The 15,835-nt window shown below is 66.9% G+C and carries 16 protein-coding genes; 10 read left to right on the top strand and 6 right to left on the bottom strand.

All coding sequences use genetic code 11. The annotated features are described in order from the left end of the window. Positions 1–168 precede the first annotated feature (168 nt). Both F792_RS0108225 and F792_RS0108220 read left to right on the top strand, forming a co-directional pair. On the top strand, positions 169–2,286 hold the full coding sequence (locus F792_RS0108225; RefSeq protein WP_018169161.1) for a TonB-dependent receptor domain-containing protein: 2,118 nt from the start codon (positions 169–171) through the stop codon (positions 2,284–2,286). 223 nt (positions 2,287–2,509) lie between these two features. Further along, entirely contained in the window at positions 2,510–2,698 is a 189-nt protein-coding gene (locus F792_RS0108220) for a hypothetical protein (RefSeq protein WP_018145331.1), read from the top strand. A gap of 107 nt (positions 2,699–2,805) precedes the next feature. Here F792_RS0108220 and F792_RS0108215 read toward each other — a convergent pair whose 3' ends face one another. After that, positions 2,806–3,084 carry a hypothetical protein gene (locus F792_RS0108215; protein ID WP_018169160.1) on the bottom strand — a complete coding sequence of 93 codons (279 nt, stop codon included), beginning with the start codon at positions 3,082–3,084 and terminating at the stop codon, positions 2,806–2,808. A gap of 212 nt (positions 3,085–3,296) precedes the next feature. On the opposite strand from F792_RS0108215, the gene F792_RS0108210 reads away from it, so the two are divergent. Continuing rightward, on the top strand, positions 3,297–3,962 hold the full coding sequence (locus F792_RS0108210; protein WP_018145333.1) for a tetratricopeptide repeat protein: 666 nt from the start codon (positions 3,297–3,299) through the stop codon (positions 3,960–3,962). Positions 3,963–4,036: 74 nt separating this feature from the next. Here F792_RS0108210 and F792_RS0108205 read toward each other — a convergent pair whose 3' ends face one another. The 3 genes from F792_RS0108205 to F792_RS0108195 all read right to left on the bottom strand — a co-directional run bounded on the left by F792_RS0108205 (position 4,037) and on the right by F792_RS0108195 (position 5,963). Next, the gene (locus F792_RS0108205; protein ID WP_018169159.1) at positions 4,037–4,468 is read right to left on the bottom strand and encodes a hypothetical protein; all 432 of its coding nucleotides are present in this window, start codon (positions 4,466–4,468) and stop codon (positions 4,037–4,039) included. A 50-nt stretch (positions 4,469–4,518) separates the two neighbouring features. Beyond that, positions 4,519–4,734: a hypothetical protein gene (locus F792_RS0108200; RefSeq protein WP_018145335.1), complete on the bottom strand. Its 216-nt coding sequence runs from the start codon at positions 4,732–4,734 to the stop codon at positions 4,519–4,521. A gap of 92 nt (positions 4,735–4,826) precedes the next feature. After that, on the bottom strand, positions 4,827–5,963 hold the full coding sequence (locus F792_RS0108195; RefSeq protein WP_018169158.1) for a hypothetical protein: 1,137 nt from the start codon (positions 5,961–5,963) through the stop codon (positions 4,827–4,829). 102 nt (positions 5,964–6,065) lie between these two features. Here F792_RS0108195 and F792_RS0108190 point away from each other — a divergent pair, with 102 nt between their 5' ends. Genes F792_RS0108190 through F792_RS0108180 form a run of 3 tightly spaced genes read left to right on the top strand, consistent with a single transcriptional unit; the run spans position 6,066 to position 7,760 of the window. Further along, positions 6,066–6,767, top strand: coding sequence for a hypothetical protein (locus F792_RS0108190; protein WP_018169157.1), 702 nt, complete (start codon positions 6,066–6,068; stop codon positions 6,765–6,767). Beyond that, complete coding sequence (locus F792_RS0108185) at positions 6,760–7,272, top strand: YcgN family cysteine cluster protein (protein ID WP_018145338.1); 513 nt, start codon at positions 6,760–6,762, stop codon at positions 7,270–7,272. Before F792_RS0108190 ends, F792_RS0108185 begins: the two co-directional genes overlap by 8 nt. Positions 7,273–7,274: 2 nt before the next feature. Continuing rightward, positions 7,275–7,760 (top strand): gamma-glutamylcyclotransferase, encoded by a 486-nt coding sequence (locus F792_RS0108180; RefSeq protein ID WP_018169156.1) that lies wholly within the window; start codon positions 7,275–7,277, stop codon positions 7,758–7,760. A gap of 185 nt (positions 7,761–7,945) precedes the next feature. On the opposite strand, the gene recN is transcribed toward F792_RS0108180, so the two are convergent. Together recN and F792_RS0108170 are read right to left on the bottom strand one after the other, a co-directional pair. Beyond that, positions 7,946–9,607 (bottom strand): DNA repair protein RecN, encoded by a 1,662-nt coding sequence (gene recN / locus F792_RS0108175; RefSeq protein WP_018169155.1) that lies wholly within the window; start codon positions 9,605–9,607, stop codon positions 7,946–7,948. 4 nt (positions 9,608–9,611) lie between these two features. Further along, on the bottom strand, positions 9,612–10,490 hold the full coding sequence (locus F792_RS0108170) for an NAD(+) kinase (protein ID WP_018169154.1): 879 nt from the start codon (positions 10,488–10,490) through the stop codon (positions 9,612–9,614). 115 nt (positions 10,491–10,605) lie between these two features. Here F792_RS0108170 and hrcA point away from each other — a divergent pair, with 115 nt between their 5' ends. The 4 genes from hrcA to dnaJ all read left to right on the top strand — a co-directional run bounded on the left by hrcA (position 10,606) and on the right by dnaJ (position 15,694). Continuing rightward, positions 10,606–11,664 carry a heat-inducible transcriptional repressor HrcA gene (gene hrcA, locus F792_RS0108165; protein WP_018145342.1) on the top strand — a complete coding sequence of 353 codons (1,059 nt, stop codon included), beginning with the start codon at positions 10,606–10,608 and terminating at the stop codon, positions 11,662–11,664. 118 nt (positions 11,665–11,782) lie between these two features. Then, on the top strand, positions 11,783–12,349 hold the full coding sequence (gene grpE / locus F792_RS0108160) for a nucleotide exchange factor GrpE (RefSeq protein WP_018169153.1): 567 nt from the start codon (positions 11,783–11,785) through the stop codon (positions 12,347–12,349). Positions 12,350–12,489: 140 nt separating this feature from the next. Then, entirely contained in the window at positions 12,490–14,421 is a 1,932-nt protein-coding gene (gene dnaK / locus F792_RS0108155) for a molecular chaperone DnaK (protein WP_018145344.1), read from the top strand. A gap of 124 nt (positions 14,422–14,545) precedes the next feature. Next, positions 14,546–15,694: a molecular chaperone DnaJ gene (dnaJ, locus tag F792_RS0108150; RefSeq protein WP_018169152.1), complete on the top strand. Its 1,149-nt coding sequence runs from the start codon at positions 14,546–14,548 to the stop codon at positions 15,692–15,694. Positions 15,695–15,835 lie beyond the last annotated feature (141 nt).

The following is a 15,835-nucleotide window of genomic DNA, read 5'->3' as shown; positions in this document are numbered from 1 at the left end:
ATCCGCGGCGCCCCGGCGTCCGTGGCGGTGTTGATGCTGGCCAACTCAAGGGAGACAACCATGGCTCGAAACCATCTGGCAAGCCGCCGAATCGCACGACCCGCCGACCACTCGCGCAACTCCGGGGTATGGAGGCGACGTGCCGTCGTACTCGCAATTGCCGGGGCCGTGGGGATTCCCGCGCTGCATGCCGACGAGGCCGCCCCGACAGCCGAATCCGGAACCGAGGCCCGGCTGGCGCCGGTGCAAATCCTCGGAGACGTGACCGCGACGCAGCGGCTGCCCGGCTCGGCGGCCGTGGTGGGTCGCGAACAGCTGGAAACCGAAGGGACCACGGACATCCACCAGGCGCTCAAGACCGTGCCTGGCGTGTATGTGCAGGAGGAAGACGGGGCGGGTCTGCGTCCCAATATCGGGATCCGTGCAGCGCCTCCGGGCCGCAGCAGCAAGGTGACCCTGATGGAGGACAACGTGCTGATCGCCCCGGCACCGTATTCCAACCCGGCGGCCTACTATTTCCCGACCATGATGCGGATCAACGAGATCGAAGTGCTCAAGGGGGCCCCGCTGTTGCGCCACGGGCCGCAGACCACCGGGGGTGTGATCAATCTGGTGTCCACGCCCATCCCCCGGGAACGCGGAGGTTCCATCGAAACGGTGGTGAACGATCGGGGCGGCACCGACGTGCACGCGATGTTCGGGGATCGTTCCGGTGACTGGAGCTACATGGTCGAGACCGTCCAGCGCAGAGGGGCCGGCTTCAAGGATATCGATCGCAGCAACCGCGATACCGGCTACGACATTCAGGACTATGTCGGCAAGCTGCGCTGGGACGGCGAGCGCCAGAGCATCGAGGCCAAGGTCCAGTACTCGGAGGAAACGTCCAACGAGACCTATCTTGGCCTGACCGATGCGGATTTCGCGCGTGATCCCAATCGGCGCTATGGCCTGTCCGGGATCGATCAGATGGAGAACGACCACCTCGGTCTGAGCGTCACGCACGACATCGACTGGTCCGAGCGCGTGCGCATGGCCACCACGTTGTACCGCAACGAATTCGCCCGAAACTGGTTCAAGCTAGGCGGGGGTGGCGCGTTCATTGACGACGCCAATCGGGGCGATGCGACCGCGCACCGAATCCTCCGGGGCGAAGACGATGTGGCGGGGCTGACCTACCGCAACAACAACCGCGAATATGTCTCCGAGGGTATCCAGACCGAACTGGGCATGGACTTCGGGGACCACTGGCTGCGTGCGGGTGTCCGTTATCACCAGGACGAGATGGACCGCTTCCAGCCGGACGACATCTACGATCAGGTGAACGGTTCCCTCGTCTACCAGGAGACCATCCAGCCGACGGGCAGCAACAACCGGTTCGAGGATGCGCAGGCCTGGAGCTTCTGGCTCGCCGACGAGTGGTACGTCAATGACCGGCTGACCGCGAACCTGCTGCTGCGCTACGAGGATGTCGAGACCTCGCGGACCCAGTATGCCGATACGCAGCGAAACGTCGTGGATTCGCGGCGCTCCAATTCGAGCAGCGTCTGGCTGCCGGGGGCCTCGCTGACCTACGATTTCACGGATCGCTGGCAACTGCTGGCGGGGGTTCACCGTGGGTTTGCTCCCCTGGGGGGCGGTGCGACCGAAGACCAGGCCCCGGAAACCAGCACGAACTGGGAACTGGGCGCCCGGTATCAGGGCGACAATGCGTTTGTCGAGGCGATTGGTTTCTACAGCGATTTCTCCGACTTCGTGCAGAACTGCTCGGTGGCGACGCCCTGCTCGGACGGTTCCACCTCCGGGACCTTCACGACCGGGGAGGCGGTCATCTCCGGACTGGAGTTGCGGGCCTCCACGGGGGTGGACCTGGGATCCTTCCACGCGCCCCTGGAGGCCAGCTACACCTACACCAGCGCCAAGGCCAGCGCGGACAACCCGGCCTCGGGGCAGCAAGAGGGCGATCGCTTGCAGGGGATCCCGCGCCACCAGTTCAGCCTTCGAGGGGGCCTCGAGCACGCGAGTGGCTGGAACCACTACGCGGTCGTGAAGTACATCGACGCGACCTGCAATAGCGATGGCTGTAACCGGAGCGCGGGCGCATTCGACCGCACCGAGTCGCTGACGACGATCGACCTGGTGAGCCAGTATCCCCTGGGCAGGAACACCGACCTCTATGCCCGGGTGAGCAATGTGCTGGATGAGCAACAAATCATCGCCCGCTCCCCGGACGGTGCCCGGCCCAACGAACCGCGTACGTTCTCGGTCGGGTTGACGCACCGGTTCTGAGTCGGTGTCTCTTGCACCGCAGACCGCACCTTCCTCGGGTGCGGTCTTCTTGTATGGGAAACCGGAATCGGCAGCCCGTCACATTCTGGACGGCGGGTTTCCGGCAAGACGGATCGTATGTTGGGCTTCCGGGTCCAACGCCCCGAGTGTCCCCGGTTCGACGGGTAACTGTCGGATACTGGGGGCGAAGCGAGAAAGGACCCTTACGGTAAAGGAGAACACCATGTGGAAATCGCGACTGACGATCCTGATGCTTGCCCTGATGATGGCGCTGGGCAGTGCCACCCTCGCGGGGTGTGACAATCAGGGCCCGGCGGAAGAGGCCGGCGAGAACATCGATGACGCCATGGACGATGCGGGCGATTCGATGGAGGATGCCGGCGACGAGATGGAAGACACCTTCAGCAACTGATTTCCTGCCCTGCAGTACGTGAAAGCCCCGGCACGCGCAGCGTGTCGGGGCTTTTTTGTGGCGGACCAGCGCCAGCTGGTCGCCTGGGTGATGGATCCGGGGCAGGATCAGAGGCGGTCGTCACCCTCGGGTTCCAGGGAGCCGCCCTGCTCGTCCATGCCGTCATCCGTCGGGGGCTGCTGCATCTCGCCTTCCGGCGGCTGCTGTTGCTGCATGCCGTCTTGGGGTGGTGGGGCGCTCTGCATGCCGCCTTCACCGGTCTCGGGCTGTTCCTGCATCTGTTGCTCTTCGAACTCGTCCATGCCCATGTCGCCGTCGGAGCAGCCCATCAGGAAGACGAGGGGCGCGATGGCCATGGCGGCCAGGATCTTGGTGGAATGTTTCATGGAAACTCCTGTGTATCCGGGGTGAATGTGAACGGAAAAATGACGTTCAATCCAGTTGACCGGAATACCCCCTCATATGTTGCGAGAAGTTCATCACACTCCACCGTTTCGGTGAGGCGATCGTGGCGCTCATCACGTATCCCCGTGCGGTTTGTCGACGCATCACGAACCCACCGCTACAGTGATGCCCAAGCAATTCACGGACCGTAGTGATGGCGCAATTCTCCCAACCCGACCCCCTCCTCGATCAGGCTCGCTCGGCCTGGGCCCGGGGCGAACATGACGCTGCGATGACCCTTTGGCGCCAGGGTGCCGAGGCGGGTGATCCGCAGTGCGCGTTTAATCTTGGCGTGCTGCTGGACGAGGGGCAGTACCTGCCCCGGGATCCGCTCGAGGCCGCGCAGTGGTACCAGCGCTCAGCCGAAGCCGGCTTTCCGGATGCGGCCTTCAACCTGGCGGTGCTGTTCGAGCAGGGTGATGGGCCGGAGGCGAATCCCAACGAGGCCGCGCGCTGGTTCCATATTGCCGCCGAACGCGGGAACGCCCAGGCCATGTTCAATCTGGGGCTCAAGTTCGACGAGGGTCGGGGCCTGCCGCAGGACCCGGAACAGGCGGCACAGTGGTACCTGCTGGCGGCCGAGGCCGGTGAAGGGCGTGGTGCGGCCAATCTCGCGCGTCTGTTCGCGATGGGCGAGGGCGTGGAGCGTTCCGACGTGTCGGCGTTCAAGTGGTATGCGATCGCGGCGGAGATGGGGGTTGCGAGCGCCGCGCGGCACCGCGAGCGGGTCGCTCGCGAGCTGAGCCCGGAGCAGCGCCTGCATGCCGGTGAGCGTGCGCAGGAGTGGTTGCAGGGCCATTCCTCGCCCCGTCTGCAATAGCGGGTCGGTCGGGCGCTCGCGCTGGGGTGTCCCTGAGACTGAGAAAGGGGCAAGGCGTTGCGGTTGGCGTTGGGCTAGATCACTACGTTCAGTTCGCGGCGCGGCTCTTCGGCCGGGCCGGCCAGGCTGACCGCGAGTTCCACGCGACGGCGCAGGGCCTCGACACCACCACCGCTCAGCGGGCCGCCGTCCGCCGGCATGGCCTCGGCGGAATCATTGCCGCTGCGGAACGCCTCGATCTGGGCCGCCACGCGGGCGCGGGAGGCCATCTCCTGGTCCGATCGCGGGAAGGCCAGTCCCTGATCCTGTTCGGTATCACCGCGCCGGTTGTCGTCCTGTTCCGGGCGGTCTTCGAGCGGCCGGCGGGCCGCGCCGGCCTCCGGATCGTTCAGCGGGCGTTCGAAATCCGCCGGGGTGGAGAGTTGGCCCAGGCCCAGCCGGTCGCTTCCGGTCGGGCGTGTGCCGATCGGTATTGCAGCTGAGGGGTTGGAGACTGGGACTTCCATCGTGTGACTCGTCGAGCCCCCTGATCGTTACGTGGTCTTGTCGCCTGGATTCAGGCGCGCACATCCAGCAGTGAGCCGATCATTCGATCTTCGGCCTGCAGGGTCTTCACCGAGGCCTCGATCTGATTCTGGCTGGCGATCATGCCGACCTGGGCGCCCATGCCCTCGCGACTGCCCGCATTCTCGGTGGCCACCGTATGTGCCTGCTGGCGCATGCTGGTCATGCCCTTCTGAATGCCCGCGAGGGAGGTGCTGCCGTCGATCATCGTTTCGAACTCGTTATGTTATTGGTTGCAACCCTACGACCGAATTATAGATCAATTAGTTGCACTTCACCGGAAGCCTATCCGGGAAGGCGTCAGGAGGTGCCGAGCAAGCCTTGCAGGCGGGCTTGAACAGCCTCGCGGGCGCCGGCCTGCCGTGCCTGCCATGCAGCCAGACGCTCGCGGCGAGCCTGCCGATCAATCCCTTCCGCCAGGCGGGCAAGCACCTCTTCGGCCACCTGTTCGGGGTCCTCGCCGCGGGCGACCAGGCCGGTGTGTTCGGCCGCGATGCGCAGCCGGGTGGCGGCGTCCGGATGGCGCTCGTGCTGCGCGGGGCCGCAGATCACCGCGCTGCCACAGGCCAGTGGCAGCCCCAGGTCCGGAGGGGTCTCGCTGGCGGCCAGGGTGCCACCCGGCAGGGTCACGTCGGCGCAGGTGTAGGCGGCGTGCAGGGTCTCCGGGTCCTCGATGTAGTAGACCCGGTTCTTGCGCGGCACGAAGGACGTCATGAAGCGGTTGTGGCGGATGATCGGCAGGGAGTACTTGATCGCGTCGCGATAGACCGGCTCGTGGCGTGCCGGGTCGGCCGGGGCCAGCAGCAGGATGGCGGCGCTCTTGCGCAGGATCGCGAACAACACGGCGAAGGCGAAGGCCTCCTCGCCCGGGCCAGTATTGGGTGCCAGCAGGATCGGGTGACCCTTCTCGTGGTACTCGCGAAAACGCTCGCAGAACCCGGCATCTCCGGATGGCGCGGGCGGCAGTTCCACCGCCCCGGCGATCGGATCGCCGATCACCTCGACCGGGCCGGAGGGGGTAGCGGCCTCGCGTGCAGCGAAGACCGCATTCCATTCGACGCCTGCCGCGCCGTCACCCTCGGCATTGATCCAGATGCGTGGCACGTGGACCGCGCCGAGGGCGGGTCCCAGGTCCAGATCGCCAGCGTGCAGGGGGCCGATGACCAGGATGGCGCGCGGTTGCAGGCGCGCCAGACGTGTGGCGGCCAGTTCGGGGCGCATCGCCAGGGCCGGGAGGCCGTCGATCAGGTCCTCGGCCTCGCGGTCCTGGCCACAGTCGGTGACGCCGAGGGCGATGGGGCCGACGGACCCGGCCAGCTTCTGCAGCCAGTCGGCGGCGGTCTCCAGAGTGGCCCGCGGGGCCAGGACCAGGATGCGCCCGCTGCTTTCGCCGGGGACGGAGCGGGCGGTGATCCAGGCAGACAAACGTGCGAACATGGTGGGCTGTTATCCGGTCGTCGGGCGAGCGCCGCATTATACGAGGCGCCGCACAGCGCCCGCCACGGGCGGGCTACACGTTGTCTCGAGGGGAATCGCGGAATGGGCATACGCTGGATCATCGGGCTGGTGGTGATGGGGGGCATCCTGGCCCTGGCCATGTGGGTCTATTCCAACCCCGGCGGGATGCGCAGCCAGCAGTTCTCCGATCTGCCCTGGCAGATCGAGGTGGGGGACCGCCAGCGCACCCGGGTGCTGGGGGTCGTGCTGGGCGAGACCACCATGGCGGATCTGATGCACCGCCTGCCGGTGCCGGATATCCGACTGTTCGTGGACGCGGACGGCTCGCGTTCGCTTGAGGCCTATTACGTGAACGCGCGCATCCCGCCGTTCGAGGCCAACCTGATCCTGCGCCCGGATCTGGACGAGGCCGCGCTGGACCGGATTCAGTCCGAAGTCACCTCCGAGCGCCCGATGCCCAGTGGCGCCCGGCGCTACGGGCTGAGCGACAATGCCCTGACCTCGCTGGGCAATGTGCCGATCGTCGAGATGAGCTATATCCCCCGCGCGCAATGGACCGAGGACCTGATCACCAAGCGCTTCGGCGAGCCGCGCGAGCGGCTGCGTATCGACTCCGATCACAGTTACTGGCTCTACCCCGAGGAGGGGTTGGCCATCCTGGTCCCGCGGCGCGGCCGCGTGCTGATGCATTACGTTACCCAGGACCGCTGGGGGCAGACGGTGGAGCGCCTGCGCGACGAGGGGCGGCGCCGTCTGGGCGAGGATCACGGGGATCATGAGTGAGTCGAACCCGACGGATGACCGCCCGTTCTGGGAGCGCCCGCTCGAGAGCCTGACCCATGCCGAGTGGGAGGCCCTGTGCGATGGCTGCGGGCGCTGCTGTCTGCACAAGCTGGAAGACGAGGACTCGGGCGAGCTGGCCTTCACCTGGCTGGCCTGCGATCTGCTCGACTGCGAGACCGGCTACTGCTCCGACTACGCGAACCGCCGCGACTTCGTGCCGGACTGCATCCAGCTGACCCGGAAGGACCTGCCGCACTATCACTGGCTGCCACCGACCTGCGCCTACCGGCTGCGCTTCGAGGGTCACCCTCTGCCAGCCTGGCATCCGCTGCTGAGCGGCGATCCGGAGACGGTCCGCCGCGCCCGCGTGTCAGTGGCCGGGCGCGTGATCCGCGAGCAGGACGCCCCGGACCTGCCACTGATCGACTACGTCGTGGACTGGCCCGGCGAGGTGCCCGAGTCCGCGCGCCTGTGGCGCCCGGTGGTCCGTCTGCCGCGGGAGTAGCCATGCCGGCGGTGGTGGACCTGTTCGTCTACGGGACGCTCAAGCGGGGTTTTGCCAACCACCGTGCATGCTGCGAGCGCGCGATCAAGATACGCACCGCATCGATCGCCGGAGCGATCTTTGATCTGCCCGTGGGCTATCCGGCGGTGCAGATCCCAGGCGCAAGCATCCTTCTGGAGGCGGGTGCCGACCCCGTGCGCGATGCGGGCCGCCAGAGGCTCGTCCGCACGCCCGCGTCAGCTAGACCGGCCGGGGCCGTCCGCGAACAAGTCCATGGGGAATGGATCCGCCTCCCGGACCCCGCGCGGACCCTGCCGCTGATCGATGCCCTCGAAGGTGTGCGCGCGGACGGCCGCGGAGAGTATCGCCGCGCGCTGGTTCCCGCCCGAACGCAGGAGGGTCCACGGGCCCTGTGGGTGTACTGGATGCCGCAATTGCCGCCCGATGCGCGCTACCTGCCGGATGGGGCCTGGCCGGCGCGGTCCTGATCCGGGCGGCGCGTTCATTGTGGTCCCGGGACGCCGGCGGCCCGGTCCGAAAGCGGTAGGATGCCGATGAGCGCAGCGAATCGCATCAGGTGGCCCATGGGGTGAGTGCCACGTCTTGAACGATGCGATTCGCTGCGCTCATTTCATCCTACGGTTTCCCTGGTATTCGTGGTTCCGGGGAGGCGCTAGCCGGCGGAGGCGAGGAGTTCGCGGGCGTGGGTGCGGGTGGTCTCGGTGAGCTGGGTGCCGCCGATCAGGCGGGCCAGGGCCTCCACGCGGCGTTCGTCGTCCAGCGGCTGGATCGCGGTGCGGGTGCCGTCCTTGGCGTGGCTCTTTTGTACCTCCAGCTGGTGGTGCGCCTGGGCGGCGACCTGGGCCAGGTGGGTCACGCACAGGACCTGATGGCGTTCGCCCAGGCTGCGCAGCTTGCGCCCGACCACCTCGGCGACGGCGCCACTGATGCCGCTGTCGACCTCGTCGAAGATCAGCGTGGGCACCGTCTGCTGCTCGCTGGCCAGTACCTGTAGCGCCAGCCCGATGCGCGAGAGCTCGCCGCCGGAGGCGACCTTGGCCATCGGCTGCGGCGCAGCACCGGGGTTCGCGGCCACGCGGAATTCAATGTGGTCCACGCCGTGGGCCTGCGGCTTGTCGGCGGGCTCGACCCCGATCTCGAAGTGGCCGCCAGCCATGCCCAGTTCCTGCATGGTCTCGGTGACCGACTGTCCGATGCGGCTGGCGGCCTTCCGGCGGGCCTGAGTGAGTTTCGTGGCAGCGGTATCGAAGGCCGCGCGGGTCTGCTGTTCGCGGGCCTCCAGGGCCTCAACGGTCTGATCGCCGTTTTCCAGGGCATCCAGTTCCGTTTGCAGTTCATCGAACAGGCCTGGCAGGGCCTCGGGGTCGATCCGGTGCTTGCGCGCCAGGCGCAGGTATTCGCTGACGCGAGTATCCAGCTCGGCGAGGCGTTCCGGGTCCAGCTCGATGCCGTCGGCCAGGCGGCGCAGGTGGTCGCCGGCCTCATCGATCTGGATGCGGGCGGATTCCAGCAGCTCGACCGCCGGACTGACCCGTTCGTCGTGTTGCGCGGCGTCCTGCAGGGCGTGCAGGACCTGGCCCAGCTGCGTGTCCAGCCCGCTGTCCTCCTCGATCTGCTGGCTGGCGGTCTGGAGGGCGGTGAGTACCTCGGTGCCGTGGGCGAGCTGGTTTTGTTCGGTCAGCAGTCGGGGGTATTCGTCCTGTGCCGGGGCCAGCTCGGCTAGTTCTCCGCTCTGGAAGCGCAGCAGGTCGAGGCGGTCGGAGGTGTCGGCCTGGGCCTCGCGTGCCTGGTCCAGGGCGCTCGCCGCAGCGCGCCAGGCGCGGTAGGCCTCGCGGACATCGCGCGTCGGGTTGCCGTCGAGGAAGCCGTCCAGCCAGTGGCGCTGGGTATCGCGCTGCAAGAGCTGCTGATGCGCGTGCTGGCCGTGGATGTCCACCAGCCATTCGCCCAGGGTGCGCAGCTGACCCACCGCGACCGGGCGCCCGTTGATCCAGGCGCGGCTCTTCCCCTGGCGGGTCAGCACGCGGCGCAGCAGGACGTTTTCGTCGTCCGCCGCGGCCAGGTCCTGTTCGACCAGCCAGGCGCTGGCCGGGCCCTTGGCGGGCAGGGCGAACTCGGCCGACAGATCGGCCTGTTCGGCACCCTCGCGCACCATGCCGGCGTCCGCGCGGTCGCCCAGTAGCTGGCCGATCACGTCGATCAGGATGGACTTGCCGGCCCCGGTCTCGCCGGTCAGGGCGCTCAGGCCGGTGTCCAGCTCCAGTTCCAGCCGGTCGATGATCGCGAAGTCGCGGATGCTGATCAGATGCAACATGGGATCAGGGCTGCTCGCCCCAGCGCAGCTTGGTGCGGAGCACGCGCAGGAAGTGGTGTTCGCGGGGGTGGATCAGGGTCAGGGCCTGTTCGCGGCGATGGATGCGCAGCAGGTCGCCGGGGGCGAAGTCCACGTTCTCCTGGCCATCCAGTGCGACCTGGGCTGGCGAGCGGCTGCCGCTGGACAGGCGGATCTCGATGGTGGAGCGGCCGCTGACGACCAGCGGGCGGTGATTCAGGCTGTGCGGGCAGACCGGCACCAGCACCATCGCGTCCAGCTGCGGGGTCAGGATCGGCCCGCCGGCGGACAGCGCGTAGGCGGTGGACCCGGTGGGGGTCGCGATCACCAGGCCGTCGGCCCGCAGGCGTCCGACATCCATGCCGTCGATTGCGGTGTCGAATTCGATAATGCGCACCACGCTCAGCACGTGGAGGACGACGTCATTCAGGGCGATCCCGCGGTGGATGGTGACGCCGTCGCGGATCAGCTCGGCCTCGAGCATGGCCCGGGGTTCGCGCTCGAAGGCGCCATCCAGGACCTCGCCCAGTTCCTCCGGGGCGGTGTCGGGGGAGACATCCACCAGGAAGCCGAGGCGGCCGAGGTTGATCCCCAGCAGCGGGGTGTCGGCATCCGCGGTGACACGGGCCGTGGCCAGCAGTGTCCCGTCGCCGCCGATCACGATGAGAAGGTCTACCGCGTGGGCCAGCTCGTCCAGTGGCAGTAGCCCGACGCTGTCCGGCCGCTCGAAGCCGTCGATCTCCTGTTCCATGAAGACCTGGCGGCCGCGCTCCTGCAGCAGACCCACCAGGGTCGCGACCAGGGGCGCGGTACGCGAGTCGCTGGACTTGCCGACCAGTCCGACCTTGTTGAAGTCTGGCATCATGCCGGCATTATCCGGAAAAGGGACCGCGACTGCACCCGGGGTTTCTTGACCTGATTCCTGCACGATCCAAGACTGAACCCTTTAAGCACTCGACCGAGTGGAGCGCTGACGATCCATGGAAAACGCAACGATCAATCTGGACGCCAGGGCCCGCACCCTGTTGCGGACCCTGATCGAGAGCTATATCCGGGATGGCCAGCCCGTCGGTTCGCGCACCCTGGCCCGGACCTCTGGCCTCAGTGTGAGCGCCGCCACCGTGCGCAACGTGATGGCGGATCTCGAGGATATGGGGCTGATCCATTCGCCGCATACCTCGGCCGGGCGCATACCGACCCCGGCCGGCTACCGGCTGTTCGTCGACAGCCTGCTGGAGGTGCGCAATCCCTCGCCGGAGGATATCCGTGCGATCCAGTCGGGGTTCGATCCGAGTGCGAGCACCCAGGACCTGATGGACGCCACCAGCAACCTGCTGTCGCGGGTCACGCGCATGGCCGGGATGGTGCGCCTGCCGCGGCATCGCAACGTGGCGCTCAGTCAGATCGAGTTCCTGCGCCTGGGCGAGGGCCGCATCCTTGCGATCCTGGTGATCGACGGCAAGGAGGTGCAGAACCGGGTGCTGGAACTGGATCGTGACTTCAGCCAGGACGAACTGCAGCGCATGGCGAACTACCTGAATGCCCATCTGGCCGGCAAGAGCCTGCATGCGGTGCGCGCCGAGCTGTTACGCGAGATGCGTGACGTGCGCGACGACCTGGACGCAATGATGCTGGCGGCGATCGACCTGGGCGAGAAGGCGGTGGGCGACGAGGACCCGGACGACGTGGTCGTGGCTGGCCAGACCCACCTGCTCGGCTACGAGGAGCTGGCGGACATGGCCCGCCTGCGCCAGTTGCTGGAGGCCTTCAACGAGAAGCAGGAGATCCTCGGCATCCTCGACCAGTGCATCCGCGGCGACCGGGTGCAGATCTTCATCGGCCGCGAATCGGGGCTCGACTGGTTCGAGAACTGTTCGGTGGTGACTGCGCCCTACAGTGTCGACGGCGAGGTGGTGGGCGTGCTCGGGGTCATTGGTCCCACGCGGATGTCCTACGACCGGGTAATCCCGATTGTGGACGTGACGGCCCGCCTGCTGGGCTCGGCGCTGGGCGATCACCCGGTGGATGATTCGAAGTAGCGGCCCCTTGAAACCGGGGGGAATGCCCCCAGCATCCAGATAGACAACCCAATCCACCCTGTCCGCCGGTGATCGGCGCGGCGGGCGATTTTGTTTTTCATTGATTTGCGAGGCCAGCATGTCCGAACAGCGGGAATCCCAGGAACAGCCGGAAGAACTCGAGACCCGGAACGACGAGACCCCCGAGGCCGAGGGTGGCACGGATGATCGGCTGCAGGAGCTCGAGGCCCTGGCCGAAGAGCGCCGCGACCAGGCCCTGCGGGCCCAGGCCGAGCTGGAGAACCAGCGCCGCCGCTTCGAGCGCGAGCTGGAGAACGCGCACAAGTACGCAATGGAGAAGTTCGCTGCCGAAATGCTGGAGGTGGGCGATTCGCTGGAACTGGGGCTGCAGGCGGCGCGCGAGTCCAAGGATGTCGAGCGCATCATCGAGGGCGCCGAGCTGACCCTGAAGAACCTGACCCGGGTGTTCGAGAAGTTCGGCATCCAGTCCGAGGACCCGACCGGTCAGCGCTTCGATCCGGAGCGTCACCAGGCGATGTCCATGCAGGAAGACCCGGAGAACCCGCCGAACACCGTGGTGGCCACCATGCAGAAGGGGTACCGGTTGCAGGACCGCGTGCTGCGCCCGGCGATGGTGGTGGTCTCCAAGGCGCCGACCTCGCCGAACATCGACGAAAGCGCCTGACGCCGTCTTTTCGGGCCGGTTTTCGGGGTATCGGACACGCTGCCCCTTGAAAACCCGGCCCGGGGCCCCAGATTCCCGTACAAGTTGGCAGAGAAACACGCTCTGCAGCGCCAAATTTTTCGCATCAGGAGATTTCAGTCATGGGCAAGATCATTGGTATTGACCTCGGGACCACCAACTCCTGCGTCGCCGTAATGGAAGGCGACCAGGCCAAGGTCATCGAGAACGCGGAAGGCACCCGCACCACCCCGTCCATCGTCGCGTTCAGTGACGACGGCGAGGTGCTGGTTGGCCAGTCCGCGAAGCGCCAGGCGGTCACCAACCCCCAGAACACCGTGTTCGCTTCCAAGCGCCTGATCGGTCGCAAGTTCCAGGAAGACGAGGTCCAGAAGGACATCAAGCTCGTCTCCTACAACATCGTGAAGGCCGACAACGGTGACGCCTGGATCGAGGTGCAGGGCAAGAAGATGGCCCCGCCGGAGATCTCCGCCCGCGTGCTGCAGAAGATGAAGAAGACCGCCGAGGACTATCTCGGCGAAGAGGTTACCGAGGCAGTCATCACCGTCCCGGCGTACTTCAACGACTCCCAGCGTCAGGCGACCAAGGACGCCGGCAAGATCGCCGGGCTCGAGGTCAAGCGCATCATCAACGAGCCGACCGCGGCCGCGCTCGCCTATGGCATGGACAAGCAGCGCGGGGATCGCAAGATCGCCGTGTACGACCTGGGTGGCGGTACCTTCGACGTCTCGATCATCGAGATCGCCGAGGTGGATGGCGAGCACCAGTTCGAGGTGCTGGCGACCAACGGGGACACCTTCCTCGGTGGCGAGGACTTTGACAATCGCCTGATCGACTACCTGGTCGACGAGTTCAAGAAGGACCAGGGCATCGACATCAAGGGCGATCCGCTGGCGATGCAGCGCGTGAAGGAGGCCGCCGAGAAGGCCAAGATCGAGCTGTCCTCCAGCCAGCAGACCGAGGTGAACCTGCCGTACATCACCGCCGACAACACCGGGCCCAAGCACCTGGCGCTGAAGATCACCCGCGCCAAGCTGGAAAGCCTGGTCGATGACCTGGTCAAGCGCTCCATCGAGCCGTGCAAGGTCGCGCTGAAGGATGCCGGTCTGTCCGCCTCCGAGGTGGACGACGTGATCCTGGTCGGTGGCCAGACCCGCATGCCCAAGGTGCAGGAAGCGGTGCAGGCGTTCTTCGGCAAGGAGCCGCGCAAGGACGTGAACCCGGACGAGGCCGTTGCGGTCGGTGCCGCGGTGCAGGCCGGCGTGCTGGGTGGCGACGTCAAGGACGTGCTGCTGCTGGACGTGACCCCGCTGTCGCTCGGGATCGAGACGATGGGCGGCGTGATGACCAAGCTGATCGAGAAGAACACCACCATCCCGACCCGGGCCAATCAGGTGTTCTCCACCGCCGAGGACAATCAGACCGCGGTGACCGTGCACGTGCTGCAGGGCGAGCGCGACATGGCTAGCGCCAACAAGTCGCTGGGTCGCTTCGACCTGCAGGACATCCCGGCCGCGCCGCGTGGTGTGCCGCAGATCGAGGTCACCTTCGACATCGACTCCAACGGCATCCTGAACGTCTCGGCCAAGGACAAGGCGACCGGCAAGGAGAACAAGATCGTCATCAAGGCCTCCTCCGGCCTGTCCGACGAGGAAGTCGAACAGATGGTCAAGGACGCCGAGGCCCACGCCGAGGACGACAAGAAGTTCCAGCAGCTGGTCCAGGCGCGCAACCAGGCCGATGGCCTGGTGCATTCGGCCGAGAAGTCCCTGAAGGATCTGGCAGATCAGGTCTCCGACGACGAGCGCACCGCGATCGAGTCGGCGGTGGCCGAGACCAAGACCGCGATGGAAGGCGACGACCCCGAGGTGATCGAGCAGGCCGCGCAGAAGCTGGCCGAGGTCTCCGGCAAGCTGGCCGAGAAGGCCTATGCCCAGGGCGCGGACGCCGCGGGCGAGGCCGGGGCCGAGCAGGCCGAGGGTGGCCCGCAGGGCGACGATGTCGTGGACGCCGAGTTCGAGGAAGTCGACGACGACCAGAAAAAGCAGGGCTGATGCCGCAGCCGGCGGGACGCTATGGCGTCCCGCCGGAACTGTTTGAACGCCGCGCCCGGGGTACTCGTGACTCCGGGCGTTTGCGTGAAGGCATTCCGCGTTCGCGCGCACGAATCAGCAGGGAATGACCATGTCACAACGCGACTATTACGAGGTGCTGGGCGTCTCCAAGGACGCCTCGGCCGCCGATATCAAGAAGGCCTTTCGCCGCCTGGCGATGAAGCACCACCCCGACCGCAACCCCGGGGATGCGGAGGCTGAGGCCAAGTTCAAGGAGGCGCGCGCCGCCTATGACGTCCTCAGCGACGACCAGAAGCGCGCCGCCTACGACCGTTACGGCCATGCCGGCGTGGACGGCTCGGCCGGGGGTTTTGGCGGGGGCGCCGGGGCCTCCAACTTCAGTGACATCTTCGAGGACATCTTTGGCGATATCTTCGGAGGTGGCGGGGGCGGCCGCGGGCAGCGGGCCTATCGTGGCTCCGACCTGCAGTACAACCTGGACCTGACCCTGGAAGAGGCCGTGTTCGGCACCGAGGTGAAGGTCCGTATCCCGACCACCGTCAGCTGCGAGGCCTGTGATGGCTCGGGCGCCGAGCCGGGGACCTCGCCGGAGACCTGCCCGACCTGTAATGGGGTCGGCCAGGTGCGCATCCAGCAGGGTTTCTTCTCGGTGCAGCAGACCTGCCCGCGTTGCGAGGGTGCGGGCAAGGTCGTCTCGAGCCCCTGCAAGTCCTGCCACGGCAAGGGTCGAGTGCAGGAGCAGAACACCCTGGACGTGAAGATCCCGGCCGGGGTGGACAGCGGTGACCGCATCCGCCTGGGAGGCCAGGGCGAGGCCGGCATGAACGGCGGCCCGCCGGGTGATCTCTACGTGCAGGTGCGGGTCAAGCCGCACAAGTTGTTCCGGCGCGAGGGCTCGGATCTGCACTGCGAGGTGCCGGTGTCGTTCGCCACGGCCGCTCTGGGCGGCGATTTGGAAGTGCCGTCGCTGGATGGCCGGGTCAAGCTGAAGGTCCCCGCGGAGACCCAGACCGGCAAGCAGTTCCGGGTCGGTGGCAAGGGCGTGAAGTCCGTGCATGGCGGCGGGGTCGGTGACCTGATCTGCCGCGTGGTGGTAGAGACGCCGATCAACCTGACCAAGGAGCAGAAGCAGCTCCTGCGCCAGTTCGAGGAGTCCACCCAGGCTGGCGGTACCAAGCACAGCCCGCAGGCTCACTCCTGGCTGGACGGCGTTAAGGGGTTTTTCGAGGACCTTAACTTCTGGTCCAGGTAGTCCCGCAGGGCAAGGACCATGGTTCGCACAGGCCCCGGTATTCACCGGGGCCTGTTGCGTTGGGGGCGTGCTCAGCCCTCCATAAAGTCCCTCGCTCTGCGGACTCGACTTTCGTGCCAGCCAACACGGAGTTCACGGAGG

It is taken from the genome of Thioalkalivibrio sp. ALMg9 (genome assembly GCF_000380625.1).
GTDB lineage: Bacteria > Pseudomonadota > Gammaproteobacteria > Ectothiorhodospirales > Ectothiorhodospiraceae > Thioalkalivibrio > Thioalkalivibrio versutus.
This window is presented reverse-complemented; position numbering and strand designations above follow the sequence as displayed.

Bases quoted from the DNA above. Each gene is read 5' to 3' on its own strand.
- F792_RS0108205 (WP_018169159.1), bottom strand. From the start codon at position 4,468: ATGGAAGTCCCAGTCTCCAACCCCTCAGCTGCAATACCGATCGGCACA.
- F792_RS0108170 (WP_018169154.1), bottom strand. From the start codon at position 10,490: ATGATGCCAGACTTCAACAAGGTCGGACTGGTCGGCAAGTCCAGCGAC.
- hrcA (WP_018145342.1), top strand. From the start codon at position 10,606: ATGGAAAACGCAACGATCAATCTGGACGCCAGGGCCCGCACCCTGTTG.
- F792_RS0108220 (WP_018145331.1), top strand. From the start codon at position 2,510: ATGTGGAAATCGCGACTGACGATCCTGATGCTTGCCCTGATGATGGCG.
- F792_RS0108180 (WP_018169156.1), top strand. From the start codon at position 7,275: ATGCCGGCGGTGGTGGACCTGTTCGTCTACGGGACGCTCAAGCGGGGT.
- F792_RS0108185 (WP_018145338.1), top strand. From the start codon at position 6,760: ATGAGTGAGTCGAACCCGACGGATGACCGCCCGTTCTGGGAGCGCCCG.
- dnaK (WP_018145344.1), top strand. From the start codon at position 12,490: ATGGGCAAGATCATTGGTATTGACCTCGGGACCACCAACTCCTGCGTC.
- grpE (WP_018169153.1), top strand. From the start codon at position 11,783: ATGTCCGAACAGCGGGAATCCCAGGAACAGCCGGAAGAACTCGAGACC.
- F792_RS0108195 (WP_018169158.1), bottom strand. From the start codon at position 5,963: ATGTTCGCACGTTTGTCTGCCTGGATCACCGCCCGCTCCGTCCCCGGC.
- recN (WP_018169155.1), bottom strand. From the start codon at position 9,607: ATGTTGCATCTGATCAGCATCCGCGACTTCGCGATCATCGACCGGCTG.
- F792_RS0108215 (WP_018169160.1), bottom strand. From the start codon at position 3,084: ATGAAACATTCCACCAAGATCCTGGCCGCCATGGCCATCGCGCCCCTC.
- F792_RS0108190 (WP_018169157.1), top strand. From the start codon at position 6,066: ATGGGCATACGCTGGATCATCGGGCTGGTGGTGATGGGGGGCATCCTG.
- dnaJ (WP_018169152.1), top strand. From the start codon at position 14,546: ATGACCATGTCACAACGCGACTATTACGAGGTGCTGGGCGTCTCCAAG.
- F792_RS0108200 (WP_018145335.1), bottom strand. From the start codon at position 4,734: ATGATCGACGGCAGCACCTCCCTCGCGGGCATTCAGAAGGGCATGACC.
- F792_RS0108210 (WP_018145333.1), top strand. From the start codon at position 3,297: ATGGCGCAATTCTCCCAACCCGACCCCCTCCTCGATCAGGCTCGCTCG.